Origin of the sequence: Streptomyces sp. H27-H5 (assembly GCF_026627505.1) — a bacterium.
GTDB lineage: Bacteria > Actinomycetota > Actinomycetes > Streptomycetales > Streptomycetaceae > Streptomyces.
This window is the reverse complement of sequence record NZ_JAPNLK010000029.1, coordinates 19,741-35,027: the sequence shown is the minus strand read 5'-3', so window position 1 is coordinate 35,027 and position 15,287 is coordinate 19,741. Positions and strand designations below refer to the sequence as shown.

Genomic DNA, 15,287 nt, shown 5'->3' with positions numbered 1-15,287 from the left:
CGGGCTGCCGGGTCGGCCGCGGGCGGTCCCCTCGCGCGCCCGCGCGGCGCCCGACCGCTCGGGTGATCACGGCGCGGAGACGGTCCGGCGACGGGCGGGTTTCGGCCGGGTCGGGGCGGGTGCCCGAACGGCCCCGCGGGCGCTTCCGCGGGTGGTGTCCCTCACCGTAGCGAGAGGTTGACAGGCCGAAGCGCTCAATGCCCGTGTGAGCCTCTTTGAGCCCCTCCCCGGATATGGGGAGTCGGAGAGAGAGGGTTCAGGGCGGCACATGCGGACTCAGGTACCCGCAAACCCCCATTCAGGTCCGTGGTACCGGTAGACTGAACCGAATCCCGCGCGTTCGCGGGATTCAGCTGATACACGCTGACAACGCAGATCGACGCAGCCGCTCCTGCTTGCATGCCTGCTGGCCCGGAGTACGGCCTGTGCTGTGCCAGAAAGGGCGCTTCGTGGCCGATTCCGGCAACCCCAACGAGAAGAACGAGTCCACAGTCGGCGAGAACGGCGAGGTAACCGCCTCGTACGACGCCAGCGCGATCCAGGTTCTGGAGGGCTTGGACGCGGTCCGCAAGCGTCCGGGCATGTACATCGGCTCGACCGGTGAGCGCGGGCTGCACCACCTTGTCTACGAGGTTGTGGACAACTCGGTCGACGAGGCCCTGGCCGGGCACGCGGACACCATCGACGTGACGATCCTCGCCGACGGCGGTGTGCGGGTCATCGACAACGGCCGCGGCATCCCGGTCGGCATCGTGCCGTCCGAGGGGAAGCCGGCCCTCGAGGTCGTGCTGACGGTCCTGCACGCGGGCGGCAAGTTCGGCGGCGGCGGCTACGCCGTCTCCGGCGGTCTGCACGGCGTGGGCGTGTCCGTCGTGAACGCCCTGTCGACCAAGGTCGCGGTCGAGGTCAAGACGGACGGTTACCGCTGGACCCAGGACTACAAGCTCGGTGTTCCGACGGCGGCCCTCGCGAGGAACGAGGAGACCGACGAGCACGGCACGTCGGTGACGTTCTGGGCCGACGGCGACATCTTCGAGACGACCGAGTACTCATTCGAGACGCTCTCGCGCCGCTTCCAGGAGATGGCCTTCCTCAACAAGGGCCTGACCCTGACGCTGACGGACGAGCGCGAGTCGGCGAAGGCGACCGTCGGTGCGGACGACCCCGACGCGGACGTGGTCGAGCCCCCCGCGCGCACGGTGAAGTACTACTACGAGGGCGGCATCGTCGACTTCGTGAAGTACCTCAACTCGCGCAAGGGCGAGATGATCCACCCGACCGTCATCGACGTCGAGGCCGAGGACAAGGAGCGCCTCCTCTCGGTCGAGATCGCGATGCAGTGGAACTCGCAGTACACCGAGGGTGTCTACTCCTTCGCCAACACGATCCACACCCACGAGGGCGGAACGCACGAGGAAGGCTTCCGTGCGGCCCTGACGGGTCTGGTGAACCGTTACGCGCGCGAGAAGAAGCTGCTCCGCGAGAAGGACGACAACCTCGCCGGCGAGGACGTCCGCGAGGGTCTGACGGCGATCATCTCGGTCAAGCTGGGCGAGCCCCAGTTCGAGGGCCAGACGAAGACCAAGCTGGGCAACACGGAGGCCAAGACCTTCGTGCAGAAGGTCGTCCACGAGCACCTCAACGACTGGTTCGACCGCAACCCGGTCGAGGCCGCGGACATCATCCGCAAGTCGATCCAGGCCGCCACGGCCCGCGTCGCCGCCCGCAAGGCCCGCGACCTCACCCGTCGCAAGGGCCTGCTGGAGTCGGCCTCGCTGCCCGGCAAGCTGTCCGACTGCCAGTCGAACGACCCGACCAAGTGCGAGATCTTCATCGTCGAGGGCGACTCGGCCGGTGGCTCCGCGAAGTCCGGCCGCAACCCGATGTACCAGGCCATCCTGCCGATCCGCGGCAAGATCCTGAACGTCGAGAAGGCCCGTATCGACAAGATCCTCCAGAACACCGAGGTCCAGGCGCTGATCAGCGCCTTCGGTACCGGTGTGCACGAGGACTTCGACATCGAGAAGCTCCGCTATCACAAGATCATCCTGATGGCGGACGCCGACGTCGACGGCCAGCACATCAACACCCTGCTGCTGACCTTCCTGTTCCGCTTCATGCGGCCGCTGGTCGAGGCCGGGCACGTCTACCTCTCGCGCCCCCCGCTGTACAAGATCAAGTGGGGTCGCGACGACTTCGAGTACGCCTACTCCGACCGCGAGCGCGACGCCCTCGTCGAGCTCGGCAAGGGGCAGGGCAAGCGGATCAGGGAAGACTCGATCCAGCGCTTCAAGGGTCTGGGCGAGATGAACGCCGAGGAACTGCGCATCACCACCATGGACGTGGACCACCGCGTGCTCGGCCAGGTCACCCTGGACGACGCCGCGCAGGCCGACGACCTGTTCTCGGTGCTGATGGGTGAGGACGTCGAGGCCCGACGCTCCTTCATCCAGCGCAACGCCAAGGACGTTCGGTTCCTCGACATCTGAGTCGGCTCAGCTGACCGCCTGAAAGGACTTCTGACCAGCAATGGCCGACGAAACCACCCCCACCGCGGAGAACTCCGCGGAGGAGCAGCCCGTCATGCGCATCGAGCCCGTCGGGCTCGAAACCGAGATGCAGCGCTCCTACCTCGACTACGCGATGTCCGTCATCGTCTCCCGCGCACTGCCCGACGTACGGGACGGCCTCAAGCCGGTCCACCGTCGTGTGCTGTACGCGATGTACGACGGCGGCTACCGGCCCGAGAAGGGCTTCTACAAGTGCGCCCGCGTCGTCGGTGACGTCATGGGCACCTACCACCCGCACGGCGACAGCTCGATCTACGACGCCCTGGTCCGTCTGGCCCAGCCGTGGTCGATGCGCATGCCGCTCGTGGACTCCAACGGCAACTTCGGCTCCCCGGGCAACGACCCGGCCGCCGCGATGCGCTACACCGAGTGCAAGCTGATGCCGCTGGCCATGGAGATGCTCCGGGACATCGACGAGGAGACCGTCGACTTCCAGGACAACTACGACGGCCGCAACCAGGAGCCGACGGTCCTGCCGGCGCGCTTCCCGAACCTTCTGGTCAACGGCTCGGCCGGCATCGCCGTCGGCATGGCCACCAACATCCCGCCGCACAACCTGCGCGAGGTCGCCGCCGGTGCCCAGTGGGCACTGGAGCACCCCGAGGCCTCCCACGAGGAGCTCCAGGACGCGCTCGTCGAGCGGATCAAGGGCCCGGACTTCCCGTCGGGCGCCCTCGTCGTGGGCCGCAAGGGCATCGAGGAGGCGTACCGGACCGGGCGCGGCTCCATCACGATGCGCGCGGTGGTCGAGGTCGAGGAGATCCAGAACCGCCAGTGCCTGGTGGTCACGGAGCTCCCGTACCAGACCAACCCCGACAACCTGGCGCAGAAGATCGCCGACCTGGTGAAGGACGGCAAGGTCGGCGGCATCGCCGACGTCCGCGACGAGACCTCCTCGCGGACCGGCCAGCGCCTGGTGATCGTCCTCAAGCGCGACGCCGTCGCCAAGGTCGTGCTGAACAACCTGTACAAGCACACCGACCTCCAGTCGAACTTCAGCGCCAACATGCTGGCGCTCGTCGACGGAGTGCCGCGCACCCTGTCGATCGACGCGTTCATCCGCCACTGGGTGACGCACCAGATCGAGGTCATCGTCCGGCGCACGCGCTTCCGGCTGCGCAAGGCGGAGGAGCGCGCCCACATCCTGCGCGGTCTTCTCAAGGCGCTGGACGCGATCGACGAGGTCATCGCCCTCATCCGGCGCAGCAACACGGTCGAGATCGCCCGTGAGGGCCTGATGGGCTTGCTGTCGATCGACGAGATCCAGGCGAACGCCATCCTGGAGATGCAGCTCCGCCGCCTGGCGGCCCTGGAGCGGCAGAAGATCGTCGCCGAGCACGACGAGCTCCAGGCCAAGATCAACGAGTACAACGCGATCCTGGCCTCCGAGGAGCGCCAGCGTCAGATCGTCAGCGAGGAACTGGCGGCGATCGTCGAGAAGTTCGGCGACGACCGGCGTTCCAAGCTGGTCCCCTTCGACGGCGACATGTCCATGGAGGACCTGATCGCCGAAGAGGACATCGTCGTCACGATCACCCACGGCGGCTACGTCAAGCGGACCAAGACCGAGGACTACCGCTCGCAGAAGCGCGGCGGCAAGGGCGTGCGCGGCACGAAGCTGAAGCAGGACGACCTGGTCGACCACTTCTTCGTGTCCACCACGCACCACTGGCTGCTGTTCTTCACGAACAAGGGCCGCGTCTACCGCTCGAAGGCGTACGAGCTCCCGGACGCCGGCCGTGACGCGCGCGGGCAGCACGTGGCGAACCTGCTGGCCTTCCAGCCGGACGAGAAGATCGCCCAGATCCTCGCGATCCGCGACTACGAGGCGGCGCCCTACCTGATCCTGGCCACCAAGGGCGGCCTGGTGAAGAAGACGGCCCTCAAGGACTACGACTCGCCCCGTTCGGGTGGTGTAATCGCCATCAACCTCCGCGAGACGGAGGACGGCAGCGACGACGAGCTCATCGGCGCGGAGCTGGTGTCCGCCGACGACGACCTCCTGCTCATCAGCAGGAAGGCGCAGTCGATCCGCTTCACGGCGACGGACGACTCCTTGCGGCCCATGGGACGCGCGACGTCCGGCGTGAAGGGCATGAGTTTCCGAGGCGGGGACGAACTGCTCTCCATGAGCGTGGTGCGGCCGGGTACGTTCGTGTTCACCGCGACCGACGGCGGCTACGCCAAGCGGACGGCAGTGGACGAGTACCGCGTCCAGGGTCGTGGTGGACTGGGCATCAAGGCGGCGAAGATCGTGGAGGATCGCGGTTCGCTCGTCGGCGCGCTGGTGGTCGACGAAACGGACGAGATTCTCGCCATCACGCTCAGCGGTGGTGTGATTCGTACGCGAGTCAACGAAGTCAGGGAGACCGGCCGTGACACCATGGGCGTTCAGCTGATCAACCTGGGTAAGCGCGACGCCGTGGTCGGCATCGCGCGCAACGCGGAGGCCGGTCAGGAAGCTGACGAGGTCGACGAGATCGAGAACGAGATCGGGACCGAGGCGGCCGACGGACAGGCCGCCGAGGCCGCCGAGGGCACGCAGCCCTCGGCTGGGGAGCACGAGGAGTAAGTCGTGAGTGGAGCCGCGGGCGCCGGACCGGCCAAGACTGGAGCGAACGGTGCCCGTGGCCCCGCCGCGGACTCCCAGGGGGGAACCGTGACGGATACCCGAGGACCGCAGCCGAAGTCGCCGACGGACGCCGGTCAGAACCGGGACGGTCAGCCCTACCAGCCCCCGCAGGCCTACTCGGCGCCCTCGGGCCCGGGGGCGGCGCGCGGGAGCCAGGGCGGGGACGCGCAGCGCCGGCCGCGCACCGGGGCCCGTACGGCGCCCCGGACGCGCAAGGCGCGACTGCGGGTGGCCAAGGCCGACCCGTGGTCGGTGATGAAGGTCAGTTTCCTCCTGTCGATCGCGCTGGGCGTCTGCACGGTCGTCGCGTCGGTGGTGCTGTGGATGGTCATGGACGCGATGGGCGTCTTCTCGACCGTCGGCGGCACGATCAGCGAGGCGACCGGCTCGAACGAGAGCAACGGGTTCGACCTCCAGTCGTTCCTCTCGCTGCCCCGCGTGCTGATCTTCAGCTCGGTGATCGCGGTCATCGACGTGGTGCTCATGACGGCGCTGGCGACGCTCGGCTCGTTCATCTACAACCTGTCGGCGGGCTTCGTCGGGGGCGTCGAGCTGACGCTGGCCGAGGACGAGTGACCGACCGGTTCGAGGGTCCGCCCACCGGCTGACTGACCTGCGGGGACGCCCATCCGGCGTCCCCCGGGTCGACCACCGCGGGGCCCCCGGGAACGGATTTTGGACCTACCGGGTGTGTGCGCTAACCTTCAGGAGTCAGCGCGCAGCGCGGATGGGGCTATAGCTCAGTTGGTTAGAGCGCATCCCTGATAAGGATGAGGCCACAGGTTCAAATCCTGTTAGCCCCACAGTGTCGAAGACCCCCAGGCCCCCGGCCTGGGGGTCTTTGTCGTTGGGCCAGTTGAGGCGTTCCCAGATAACCGATCGGTATCGGTCGGTGTGTATTGTTGGGCGCCAGAAGTCCCCAACGTCAACGAAAGACGAGGTCGCGCGGTGAAGAAGCTGCTCCTGGTCGCACTGGCCGCCATCGGCGGGCTCCTCGTGTACCGCCAGATCCAGGCGGACCGTGCCGAGCAGGACCTGTGGACGGAGGCAACCGACTCCGTGCCTTCTGGTTCTGGCGTGTGAGACCCACGATTGATCCCATGAAGCCCCGGCTGCCGCTGCTGCCGGGGCTTTGTGCTGTTCTGTGACGAAAACTTGCGGTATGCAAAGATTTGGCTTGCGCTAGCAAACTCGGGGTGCGTGTGATGGATCGGGGACGTCAGGTACGGAGCGTCGTGCTGGCGGGGGCCGCCGGGCTGGGGCTCGTGGCGGCACTTCCGGGGGCCGCGTGGGCGGCGGGCCCGGCGCCGCAGCCGGTGCCGACGTACCGCGCGGCGGACGGGGCGAAGCAGGTGGAGGGCAGGCCCTCCACCGCGGACACCGCGCCGCTGGAGACCGGGACGGTCTACGAGGACACCATCGGCCCGGAGGAACGCTTCTACCAACTCCGGCTCGACGCCACGTCCGACGTGTACGTCTCCGCGGTGGTCCGGCCGCCCGCCGGCGCCAAGGTCGGCTACAGCGACGGCATCGAGGTCGAGATCATCTCCGGCGCGGGGACCCGCTGCCCCGGCTACGCGCGGGCCGGCTTCGGCGCCGACCCCGTCCCGGTGAGCGCGGCGGCCGTCCGGCGGGTCAAGGAGGACGGCGAGTGCCAGCCCGCCGCCACCTACTACGCGAAGGTCACGCGCACCGCGGCCAAGGACTCCGACCGGGGGCGGTGGCCGGTCGAACTCCTCGTCCTGCGCGAGCCGGCCCTCGGTGGCGGCTCCCCCACGGTCGCGCCCAGCGTCTGGCCCTCGGCCTCGCCCACCCTGCCCGGCGGCGCCTCGCTCGACCGGACCGGCGGCACCGGCTTCAACGACGCGCGCGCCCTCGGAACGGGGGTGTGGCGCGACGACCTGCGGCCCGGACAGACCCGGTACTACCGCGTCCCGCTGGACTGGGGACAACAGTTGGGGATCGGCGCGGAGATCGCGGCCGCCCGGATGACGAAGGAGTACGGCTCGGCGTCCGACGGCCTCACGGTCTCGGTCTACAGCCCCTACCGGGCGCTCGTCGACTCCAAGGACGCCTCCTACGACGGCAAGCAGGCCGGGGTCACGCTGCCCAAAACGGCTCCGGTGGCGTACGAGAACCGTTTCTCCGACGACGCCGAGATGCGCGGGACGCGGGTGGCCGGCTGGTACTACGTCGCCGTGACGCTGGGCGGGAAGGTCGGGGAGTTCACCGAGGACGTCGTGCCGGTGCCGCTGACCCTGCGGATGGACGTCCTCGGCACCCCCGGGAAGGCGCCCGTGTACCGGGAGAGCCTGGGCGCGGCCGGGTTCGGGGTGGACGCAGCCGACCGCACCGCCGCCAAGGAGGGGCTCACCGGGCCGGAGGCCGCCGCGGCCGAGGACACCCGTTCGGTGATGCGGGCGGTGGCCACCGGAGGCTTCGGGGCGGGAACGGCGCTGCTGCTCGTGCTCGGCGGATGGATCCTGCTGTCCCGGCGGGGCGGGGCGGGACGCCCGTAGCTTCAGGGGCGTTCGGGGGCGTTCGGGGGCGTTCGGGGGGACGGAGGGGCGCGGGCGGGCGCGGGTGGCTCAGACGCGGGTCAACGCCCAGACGCCCACCGCGAAGCAGAGGAGCGCGGCGGCGAGGACGGCGGCCGTGACCTTGGCCGGGGGCGGGGGGATCCGGAAGGCGCGGGACGTCGCCGACACGGGCGCGGCCCGGTCGGTGGGTGTGGTCGGTGTGGTTGGTGAGGTCGCTGCGGGATGCGCCGGTGCCTCGGCGCCGAGCGGGGTGGTGACCGGCTCGGGCGCGGCCGGCGGGGGCAGGTGGAAACTGCCGGTCCCGGAGGGGCCGTACGCCGTCGGGGGCGGCCCGAACGCGTCGAGGGGCGCGCCGTACCCGGCGGGGGCCGACGTCGGGGTGGGAGCGGGCGTCGGGGCGTGGGCGGGTGCGGCCGTGGCCGACGACGGGGTCGGGCCCGGCGGCCGGAACGGGGGCGGGGGCAGGGCGCCCGCGCGCGGGTCCGTCGGAGTGGTCCCCGCGGGCCCCGGACGCGCGGGCGGGACCACGGCGGCGGTGGGTCCCTCGGGGGTCACCGCGGCGGTGTTCTGCGGGCCGTGGGGGCCGAAACCGGCCGGGAGCGGGCCGAGTTGGTCGAACACCTCCACCGGGTCCTCGTCCGGAGCGGCGGGTGGAAGCAGCTCCACGGCCTCGGCAAGGGCCTTGCGTGCCCCTGTGGCGGTCTTGAACCGGCTCTGGGGGTCCGGTTGGAGGAGGTTCGCGATGACGTCCCACAGGGGCGCGGGGACGCCTTCGGGGGCGTCGGGGGTGCCGTGCGCCAAGAAGTGCTCCACCAGGGCCTGGGCGTCGGGCTTGCGCCCCTGGAGCAGGTACAGGGCGACCAGGCCGGTGGCGAAGAAGTCGGCGGGGAAGTCGGGCTCCGCGCCGAGGAGTTGCTCGGGGGCGAAGTAACCCGGCGTACCGACGACGTAGTCGGTCTCGGTGAGTCGCGGCTCACCCTTGCGCATGGAGATGCCGAAGTCGGACAGCCGCAGGTGCGGCCGCCCGGTTCCGGTGGCCGCCATCAGTATGTTGGCCGGTTTGATGTCACGGTGGACGACGCCCTCCGCGTGCACCGCCGCCAGGCCCGCCAGGAGCTGGTCGAGGAGCGTGCACACGAACCGGGGCGGCAGGGCGCCGTAGTCCCCGATCACGTGGGCGAGCGAGCCCCCGGCGACCAGGTCCATGGTGAACAGGACCTTGTCGTCGTCCGCCGCCCAGCTGGCCGGCGCGAGCACGTGCGGATGATCGATCCGCAGGGCCTGCTCGCGCACGAACCGCAGCAGGGTGTGGGCGTCGCTCTGCAGGAGGACCTTCGCGGCGACGTACCGACGACGACGGTGGTCCCAGGCGCGCCAGACGGCGCCCGCTCCACCCCGACCGATCGGGTCGATCAGTTCGTACCGGCCCGCGAAGACCTCACCCATCGCTGTGCCCGTCCCCCGTCGTCCTCTGTCGTCCGTGGCCTGCCGTCGGCCGTCGAGCGTCGTCGTCTGTCGTCTGTCGTGACTCAGTTCTGGTGCGACTCGTAGTGCGCCACCGCGTCGGCGGTGCGACCCGCTCCGTACACCCGGAGGAACTCTGCCAGTTCCGGATGGCTGGGGACGAGGGTCTCCGCCGCGTCGATGATGTCCCCGGCCGCCGAGACCGAGCGCAGCAGCGACTGGATCTCACGGACGACCCGCTTGACGGTGGGCGCGCCCGAACTGGACGTCGTCTGGCCGCTGTTGCTGAGGACGGATCCCCCCTGGGTCTTCTTGATCTCGTCCATCCGGTCGGTGGCCTCCGCCGCGCTGACGCTTCCGTCGGCCACCTGGCCGGCGAGGTCCTGGAGGGCCTGGACCCGCTGGACCACGGCCGGGTTGCCGATCTTGGCGCGCTGGCCGCTCATCAGCTGGGACAGCATCGGCGCCGAAAGCCCGAGGACGGCAGCGAGGCGAGCCTGGTTCAAGCCGAGGTCATCTATGAGTCGGCGGAAGAGCGCCCCCAACGGCTCCCCGTACCAACTGCGCTGAAGCTCTCTGGCTCTGGCCGTGGCCTCTTGCTGTACAGCGTCCACTCTTACTACTCCCCTTCGCTGGTGCGAACCTCGCGAGCATCTTACGGAGAGTGGTCGCGGGGCGGGAGTCCCTATCATTTTGCGGGATGAGGGGGTACACCCGGTACTCTGTTCTGCGGAACGACCACTCCTTCTCCGGGAGAGGCCGTGTCCACTTTTCGGGGCCTTAGCTCAGTTGGTAGAGCGCTGCCTTTGCAAGGCAGATGTCAGGAGTTCGAATCTCCTAGGCTCCACCCTCAAAAGACCTTCCTGACCTGCGGAAACGCAGATCGGGGAGGTCTTTTTTCATGCCCCTGGCGGGGTGGATAGGCAGGCGCGGAGCCCGGAGGGTCCTGGTCACGCAGGGGATCTGCTCATACCTGTCTCTTTGTTGGGCGCGCTTCCCTCGCCACCGGCACCCCTCGTCAGTCGCGGCCGAGGAAGGCGGTGCCGCCGTCCTCGGCCTGCGGAGCCCCAGTTCGTAGCCAGTCTGTCGAGGAAGGACAGCAAGCGGCCGTAGCGGAGGTCACAGCCTCGACCTGGGCGCAGTATCGAAGCCAGTTGGACGGCATCGCCACTACTCCGGACCCGCTCCACGATCACGAGGAACGCGTCCATCGCCCCTGAGCCCACCTATGACCCTGGCCCATGGTCGCGGTACCCGCCACCTTCAAGATCATCCTCGTGCCGCGTGGCAACTCAGCACCGCGTAACGCGAAGCGCCCCCATCCCGACATCAAGCCGAGGCAGGGGCACCACGGTCGTTCCGAGTCGGTGACTACAGCTCGTCATCCTCATCGTCTTCGGAATCCTCGTCGGCGTCGTCAGCCGCCTTCGCTGCCGGCTGTGCCTCAAGTACCTCATCGCCACGGTAGTAGCGCCAGGCGCTCGCGTAGTCCGTGTGACGGTCGTCATACATGATCGTGTACCCCATCAGGGCGCTGATCTGCCACGAGTCGGGAAGAGCCTTGGCGACGAGTTCGAACACGCCATCCGCTGTAATATCGCTGTCAGGAAGCGCTATGGCGACCTTCTTGAAATGCGCCGACTCCATGTAGCGGAAGTTGTAAGGCAGGCCCTGCTTTATCCGCTGGAGCAGGTCGAAAAGAGACTGCTCCCCGGGCGTTAGCCCCTCAACCGCGCGACCAAGGTCGATTGGGAACAGCATGTCGAAGTGGTTGGCTTTGAGGACTGTCCTGTCCCGATTTCGGCCAGGGTCCTTGTTGCCGAACCCGTTTGCATTCCAGGGGATATGGCCAGATGCCTTGTACTTCTTGATGAGCAACTTTTCCGGGGCGACTGCGGAGAAGTCTTCGGCTACGTACAGACACTTGAAAGTCATCTCGTCAATCGAGATATTACGTCGCCCGGAAATCTTGCGCAGGTGGTTGCCCAGGCGTGATGAAAGAGGCTTATCGGCCTTGCCTACGTATACCAATTTCCGATCGGGCCCATGGTGAAGCTGGTAGACACCGGATCGGCTTTGGAGCTTCTCTACCTTGGCGCGTTCGTCCAGCTCGTCAAGGTTGGCCTGGGTGAGAGGCGCGGGGGTCAGTTTGTCCAAAGCTTCTGCCAGCTGATCACCGAGCGCCCTTGTGATGCTGAGGCGGAATTGATCGCTGAACTGGCCGGTCATTTAAGCACCCATCTTCCGCGAAACACGTGATCACGGTCACTCTAACCGGTGGTTCTGGGGTGCATGCGGGCTAATTGGCGGGATGTACCACATGATCAACAACTCCGCGGTACGCTTTACTCATGTCTGAGCTGCGAGAAGAGCGCCAAGAGGTGGGGACGTGTGTCGAGCTGTTCGCCGGTGGTGGGGGGCTCGCGATGGCTGTGCACGCTGCGGGGTTCCGTCCGCTCCTGGTGAACGAGTACGCCAAGCGGGCGTGCGAGTCCCTCACGAAGAACCCGCCCAACCCCGATGAGCCGGAGAAGCGTTGGCCGCTCGTGCCGGGCGACGTGCGTGAGGTCGACTTCAAGCTTCTCGTGACGGACGAGGTCGACGTCCTCGCCGGTGGACCGCCCTGTCAGCCGTTCAGCCTCGGCGGAGTCGCCAAGGGTATGGAAGATGAGCGGAACATGTTCCCGGAGATGTTCCGTGCTATTCGGGAGATGAGGCCCAAGGCCGTCATCTGTGAGAACGTTCGTGGTCTGCTTCGACCCTCATTCAAGCCGTATTTTGACTACATTCTCAATGAAATGCGACTGCCCTTCGTCGAGCGGCACAAGGATCATGCCTGGGAAGAACACAATGAGATCCTTGAAAAGCTGCTCGCAAACGAATCAGTTGATCCGAAGATGCGCTATGACGTCAAGGAAGTGGCCGTCAACGCAGCTGACTATGGAGTTCCCCAGATTCGCCAACGCGTGATCATCGTCGCGTTCAGGGCCGACCTGGATGTTGATTGGGATAATTACCTGCCAAAGCAGGAATATTCCGAAGAAGCCATGATTCATTCCATGCGGGAGGGTGGGCCATACTGGAAGCGACACAAGGTCTCTCCCGAGGTCCGCAAGCGTGTTATCGACAACCTTCCCGAACTCGACTACGAGAACAAGAAGGTCAAGGCGAAACTCGAAATGAAGCCGTGGCGCACGCTGCGGGACGCCATCGCGGGAATCGACGAGAACGAGGGAAATCCCCTTCCGTCCGTTCCCGAAGTGGCGGTCAAGAACAAGATCGAAGTGGGCGGCATCGCCGATCACATCGGTTGGCCCGGAGCTCGTATGTACGCCGGGCACACCCCGAACCTGTTGGACCGGCCCGCGAAGACCGTGAAGGCGGGCGTGCATGGAGTGCCCGGTGGGGAATCCGTCATGCAGCTTGACGACGTCAACTTTGCCAACTTCGGGGGCGGAACCGGATACCGATACATGACCGTGCGCGAGACTGCACGGGTCATGACGTTCCCCGACCATGTCGTTCTCGAAGGTCCGCGCGGCGAGAAGATGCGCCAACTGGGCAACGCCGTGCCGGTCAAGCTCGGGAAGGCGTTCGCGGATGCCGTGGCCAACGCCCTCGCGTCGGTTGGAGCCCTGGAGGCCCCGGAGAAGCGCAAGTGACCGAAGCCACGAACGATCGGCAGAGGCGTTGGAACGAGCGGATGCCTCCCGATAGGGCGTGGAAGCCACGAGCGGGGATGAACAGGGAGGCACGCGCGGCCGAACAGGACCGAGCCGCCGGCGGTCGCCACACGCGAGCGGTGGATGTCGGTGAAGGACGGTACGCTCGCGCCTCGGTCGCGCTGCGCCTCTACCGCAGCACTCGTCGAATCCGCGCCTACCTTCGGTGGTCGCAAAGCGGTGAGACGCGAGAGCGCTACGTCGGAGAAGTGGACGCCGAGACCCGCGCCGCCAACCTGGCGCAAGCGTGGGTGATGGCGCGTACCGCTGGATACGTGACTCCCGAGACCGTGCCGCCGGGCTCGTGGGCGTCGTCGCCGGCCTCCCGCGCGGTCATGTCCGCGAACAAGGGGCGGGACACGAAACCGGAGCGTGTCCTACGTTCCGCTCTATACCGCAAGGGACTCCGCTATCGCGTCTCGGCGAGGCCTATCGCGGACCTTCGGCGTACGGCCGACGTCGTATTCACCAAAGCCAGAGTGGCTGTGTTCGTCGACGGCTGTTACTGGCACGGCTGCCCCGAGCACTATCGACCCGCGACCAAGCGAGCCGAATTCTGGCAAGCGAAGATCGCAGGGAATCGGGCCCGCGACGCCGACACGAACGCGGCGCTGAACGCGCAGGGGTGGACTGTCGTGCGGATCTGGGAACACGAAGATCCGGAGATGGCAGCTGAGCGGATCAACCAAGTTGTTCGAGAACGGGTGGCGGACTCCCATCGCCAGGCGAAGGCAATGTAACGGAGCCCGTCAATATCGGAACTTAGATGAGCGCGCCTGCGACCCCGGATGGGAACCTACTGGGCTCCCACCCTCAAAGGCCTCCCTGACCTGTCGAAACGCAGGTCAGGGAGGCCTCTTTCCGTGCCCGCTGCGAGGTCGGTCACAGCACTAGAGGGTGCGGGTCCCGGGGGATCTCGGGAGGGTGGCGGTCAGGGCGAGGGACGTGAGGAGCAGGGTCGCGCCGGTGGCGAAGGCCAGGTGGTAGCCGCCGGTGAGGGCTGCGGCCGGGGTGTGGCCGGCCGCGGCCAGGGTCTCGGTCCGGGAGGCGGCGAGGGTGGACAGGACGGCGACGCCGAGGGCCATGCCGATCTGTTGGGTGGTGTTGAACAGGCCCGACGCGAGCCCCGCGTCCCCGTCCCCGGCGCCGGACATGCCGAGGGCGGTCAGCGCCGGCAGGACCAGGCCGCCGCCGGAGATCAGGAGCATCACCGGGAGCAGGTCGCTCACGTAGTCGGCGTCCACGGGCAGTCGGACGAGCAGGAGCAGGGCCAGGGCGAGCAGCGCGAGACCGGCCATGAGCACGTTGCGGGGCCCGAACCGGGAGTTGAGCCGGGCCGAGACGCCGAGTGAGACGGCGCCGATCATCACGGCGGCGGGGAGCATCGCGAGTCCGGTGTCGGAGGCCCCGTAGCCCAGGACCTTCTGCATGTGGAGGGCGATCAGGATCTGGAAGGAGAACAGGGCGCCCATGACGAGGATCTGGATCAGGTTGGCGCCGACCACGGCGCGGGAGCGCAGGACGCGCAACGGCATCAGCGGGGTGCGGGCCTTGGCCTGACGCAGGACGAAGGCGCCGAGGAGGGCCAGGGAGAGCGATCCCGCGCCGAGGGTGTGGGCGGAGGACCAGCCCTGTTCCTCCACCTTGACCACGGCGTAGATCCCGATCATCAGCCCGGCGGTGACCAGGGCGGCGCCGACGACGTCCGCTCCGGCGCGCAGGCCCAGACCGCGGTCGGGGGGGAGCGCGGGCAACGCGAGGAGCAGCGCGGCGAGTCCGACGGGCAGGTTGATGAAGAAGATCCAGTGCCAGTCGAGGGCGTCGGTCAGCACACCGCCGACGACCTGCCCCAGGGAGGCGCCGACGGCACCGGTGAAGGAGAAGACGGCGATGGCCTTGTTGCGTTCCCGGGCCTCGGTGAACAGCGTGACCAGGATGCCGAGGCTGACGGCCGACGTCATCGCGCTGCCGACGCCCTGGAGGAAGCGGGCCGCCGTCAGCGTCGCGGGGGAGTCGCAGACGCCGGCGAGCAGCGAGGCGGCGGTGAAGACGGTGGTGCCGACGAGGAACATCCGCTTGCGGCCGAGGAGGTCGCCGAGTCGGCCGGCGAGCAGCAGCAGGCTGCCGAAGGCGATCAGGTAGGCGTTCACGACCCAGCTGAGGCCCGCGGGGGTGAAGCCGAGGTCGCTCTGGATGGCGGGCATCGCGACGGTGACGATGCTGCCGTCGAGGACCGTCATCAGCATGCCGGTGGATATCACGGCGAGGGCGGTCCAGCGGGAGCGCAGACCCCGGGTGGGCGCGGTGTGGGAGGGGGTGACGGCGGCGGTGTCGGCTTCGCGGTCCTCGCCGGTGCGGG

11 protein-coding genes and 2 tRNA genes are annotated in these 15,287 nt (G+C 68.0%); 9 read left to right on the top strand and 4 right to left on the bottom strand.

Annotation, left to right across the window (positions count from 1 at the left end):
- The first annotated feature begins 425 nt into the window (after positions 1–425).
- The 6 genes from gyrB (at position 426) to OTB19_RS16555 (ending at position 7,721) form a co-directional block, all read left to right on the top strand.
- Positions 426–2,489: a DNA topoisomerase (ATP-hydrolyzing) subunit B gene (gene gyrB, locus OTB19_RS16580; RefSeq protein ID WP_324290524.1), complete on the top strand. Its 2,064-nt coding sequence runs from the start codon at positions 426–428 to the stop codon at positions 2,487–2,489.
- 40 nt (positions 2,490–2,529) lie between these two features.
- Entirely contained in the window at positions 2,530–5,142 is a 2,613-nt protein-coding gene (gene gyrA, locus OTB19_RS16575; protein ID WP_324289494.1) for a DNA gyrase subunit A, read from the top strand.
- A gap of 87 nt (positions 5,143–5,229) precedes the next feature.
- A complete protein-coding gene (locus OTB19_RS16570; protein WP_420716847.1) occupies positions 5,230–5,778 on the top strand; it encodes a DUF3566 domain-containing protein in 549 nt (182 codons plus the stop codon).
- A 153-nt stretch (positions 5,779–5,931) separates the two neighbouring features.
- A tRNA-Ile gene (locus OTB19_RS16565) sits at positions 5,932–6,005 on the top strand.
- A gap of 145 nt (positions 6,006–6,150) precedes the next feature.
- Positions 6,151–6,285 carry a DLW-39 family protein gene (locus OTB19_RS16560; protein ID WP_208809277.1) on the top strand — a complete coding sequence of 45 codons (135 nt, stop codon included), beginning with the start codon at positions 6,151–6,153 and terminating at the stop codon, positions 6,283–6,285.
- A 122-nt stretch (positions 6,286–6,407) separates the two neighbouring features.
- Positions 6,408–7,721, top strand: a complete 1,314-nt coding sequence (locus tag OTB19_RS16555) for a hypothetical protein (RefSeq protein ID WP_267799006.1) — start codon at positions 6,408–6,410, stop codon at positions 7,719–7,721.
- A 69-nt stretch (positions 7,722–7,790) separates the two neighbouring features.
- Here OTB19_RS16555 and OTB19_RS16550 read toward each other — a convergent pair whose 3' ends face one another.
- Together OTB19_RS16550 and OTB19_RS16545 are read right to left on the bottom strand one after the other, a co-directional pair.
- Entirely contained in the window at positions 7,791–9,188 is a 1,398-nt protein-coding gene (locus OTB19_RS16550) for a serine/threonine-protein kinase (RefSeq protein ID WP_267799005.1), read from the bottom strand.
- A gap of 83 nt (positions 9,189–9,271) precedes the next feature.
- Complete coding sequence (locus tag OTB19_RS16545) at positions 9,272–9,820, bottom strand: helix-turn-helix domain-containing protein (RefSeq protein ID WP_267799004.1); 549 nt, start codon at positions 9,818–9,820, stop codon at positions 9,272–9,274.
- Positions 9,821–9,980: 160 nt separating this feature from the next.
- Between OTB19_RS16545 and OTB19_RS16540 the strand changes: the two genes are divergently transcribed.
- A tRNA-Ala gene (locus OTB19_RS16540) sits at positions 9,981–10,053 on the top strand.
- 524 nt (positions 10,054–10,577) lie between these two features.
- Here OTB19_RS16540 and OTB19_RS16535 read toward each other — a convergent pair.
- Positions 10,578–11,435, bottom strand: a complete 858-nt coding sequence (locus tag OTB19_RS16535; RefSeq protein ID WP_267799003.1) for an Eco29kI family restriction endonuclease — start codon at positions 11,433–11,435, stop codon at positions 10,578–10,580.
- A gap of 122 nt (positions 11,436–11,557) precedes the next feature.
- On the opposite strand from OTB19_RS16535, the gene OTB19_RS16530 reads away from it, so the two are divergent.
- Together OTB19_RS16530 and OTB19_RS16525 are read left to right on the top strand one after the other, a co-directional pair.
- Positions 11,558–12,868 (top strand): DNA cytosine methyltransferase, encoded by a 1,311-nt coding sequence (locus OTB19_RS16530; RefSeq protein ID WP_267799002.1) that lies wholly within the window; start codon positions 11,558–11,560, stop codon positions 12,866–12,868.
- A 77-nt stretch (positions 12,869–12,945) separates the two neighbouring features.
- Positions 12,946–13,668 (top strand): very short patch repair endonuclease, encoded by a 723-nt coding sequence (locus tag OTB19_RS16525; protein ID WP_267799001.1) that lies wholly within the window; start codon positions 12,946–12,948, stop codon positions 13,666–13,668.
- A 150-nt stretch (positions 13,669–13,818) separates the two neighbouring features.
- On the opposite strand, the gene OTB19_RS16520 is transcribed toward OTB19_RS16525, so the two are convergent.
- Entirely contained in the window at positions 13,819–15,174 is a 1,356-nt protein-coding gene (locus OTB19_RS16520) for an MFS transporter (RefSeq protein ID WP_267799047.1), read from the bottom strand.
- Positions 15,175–15,287: the final 113 nt, after the last annotated feature.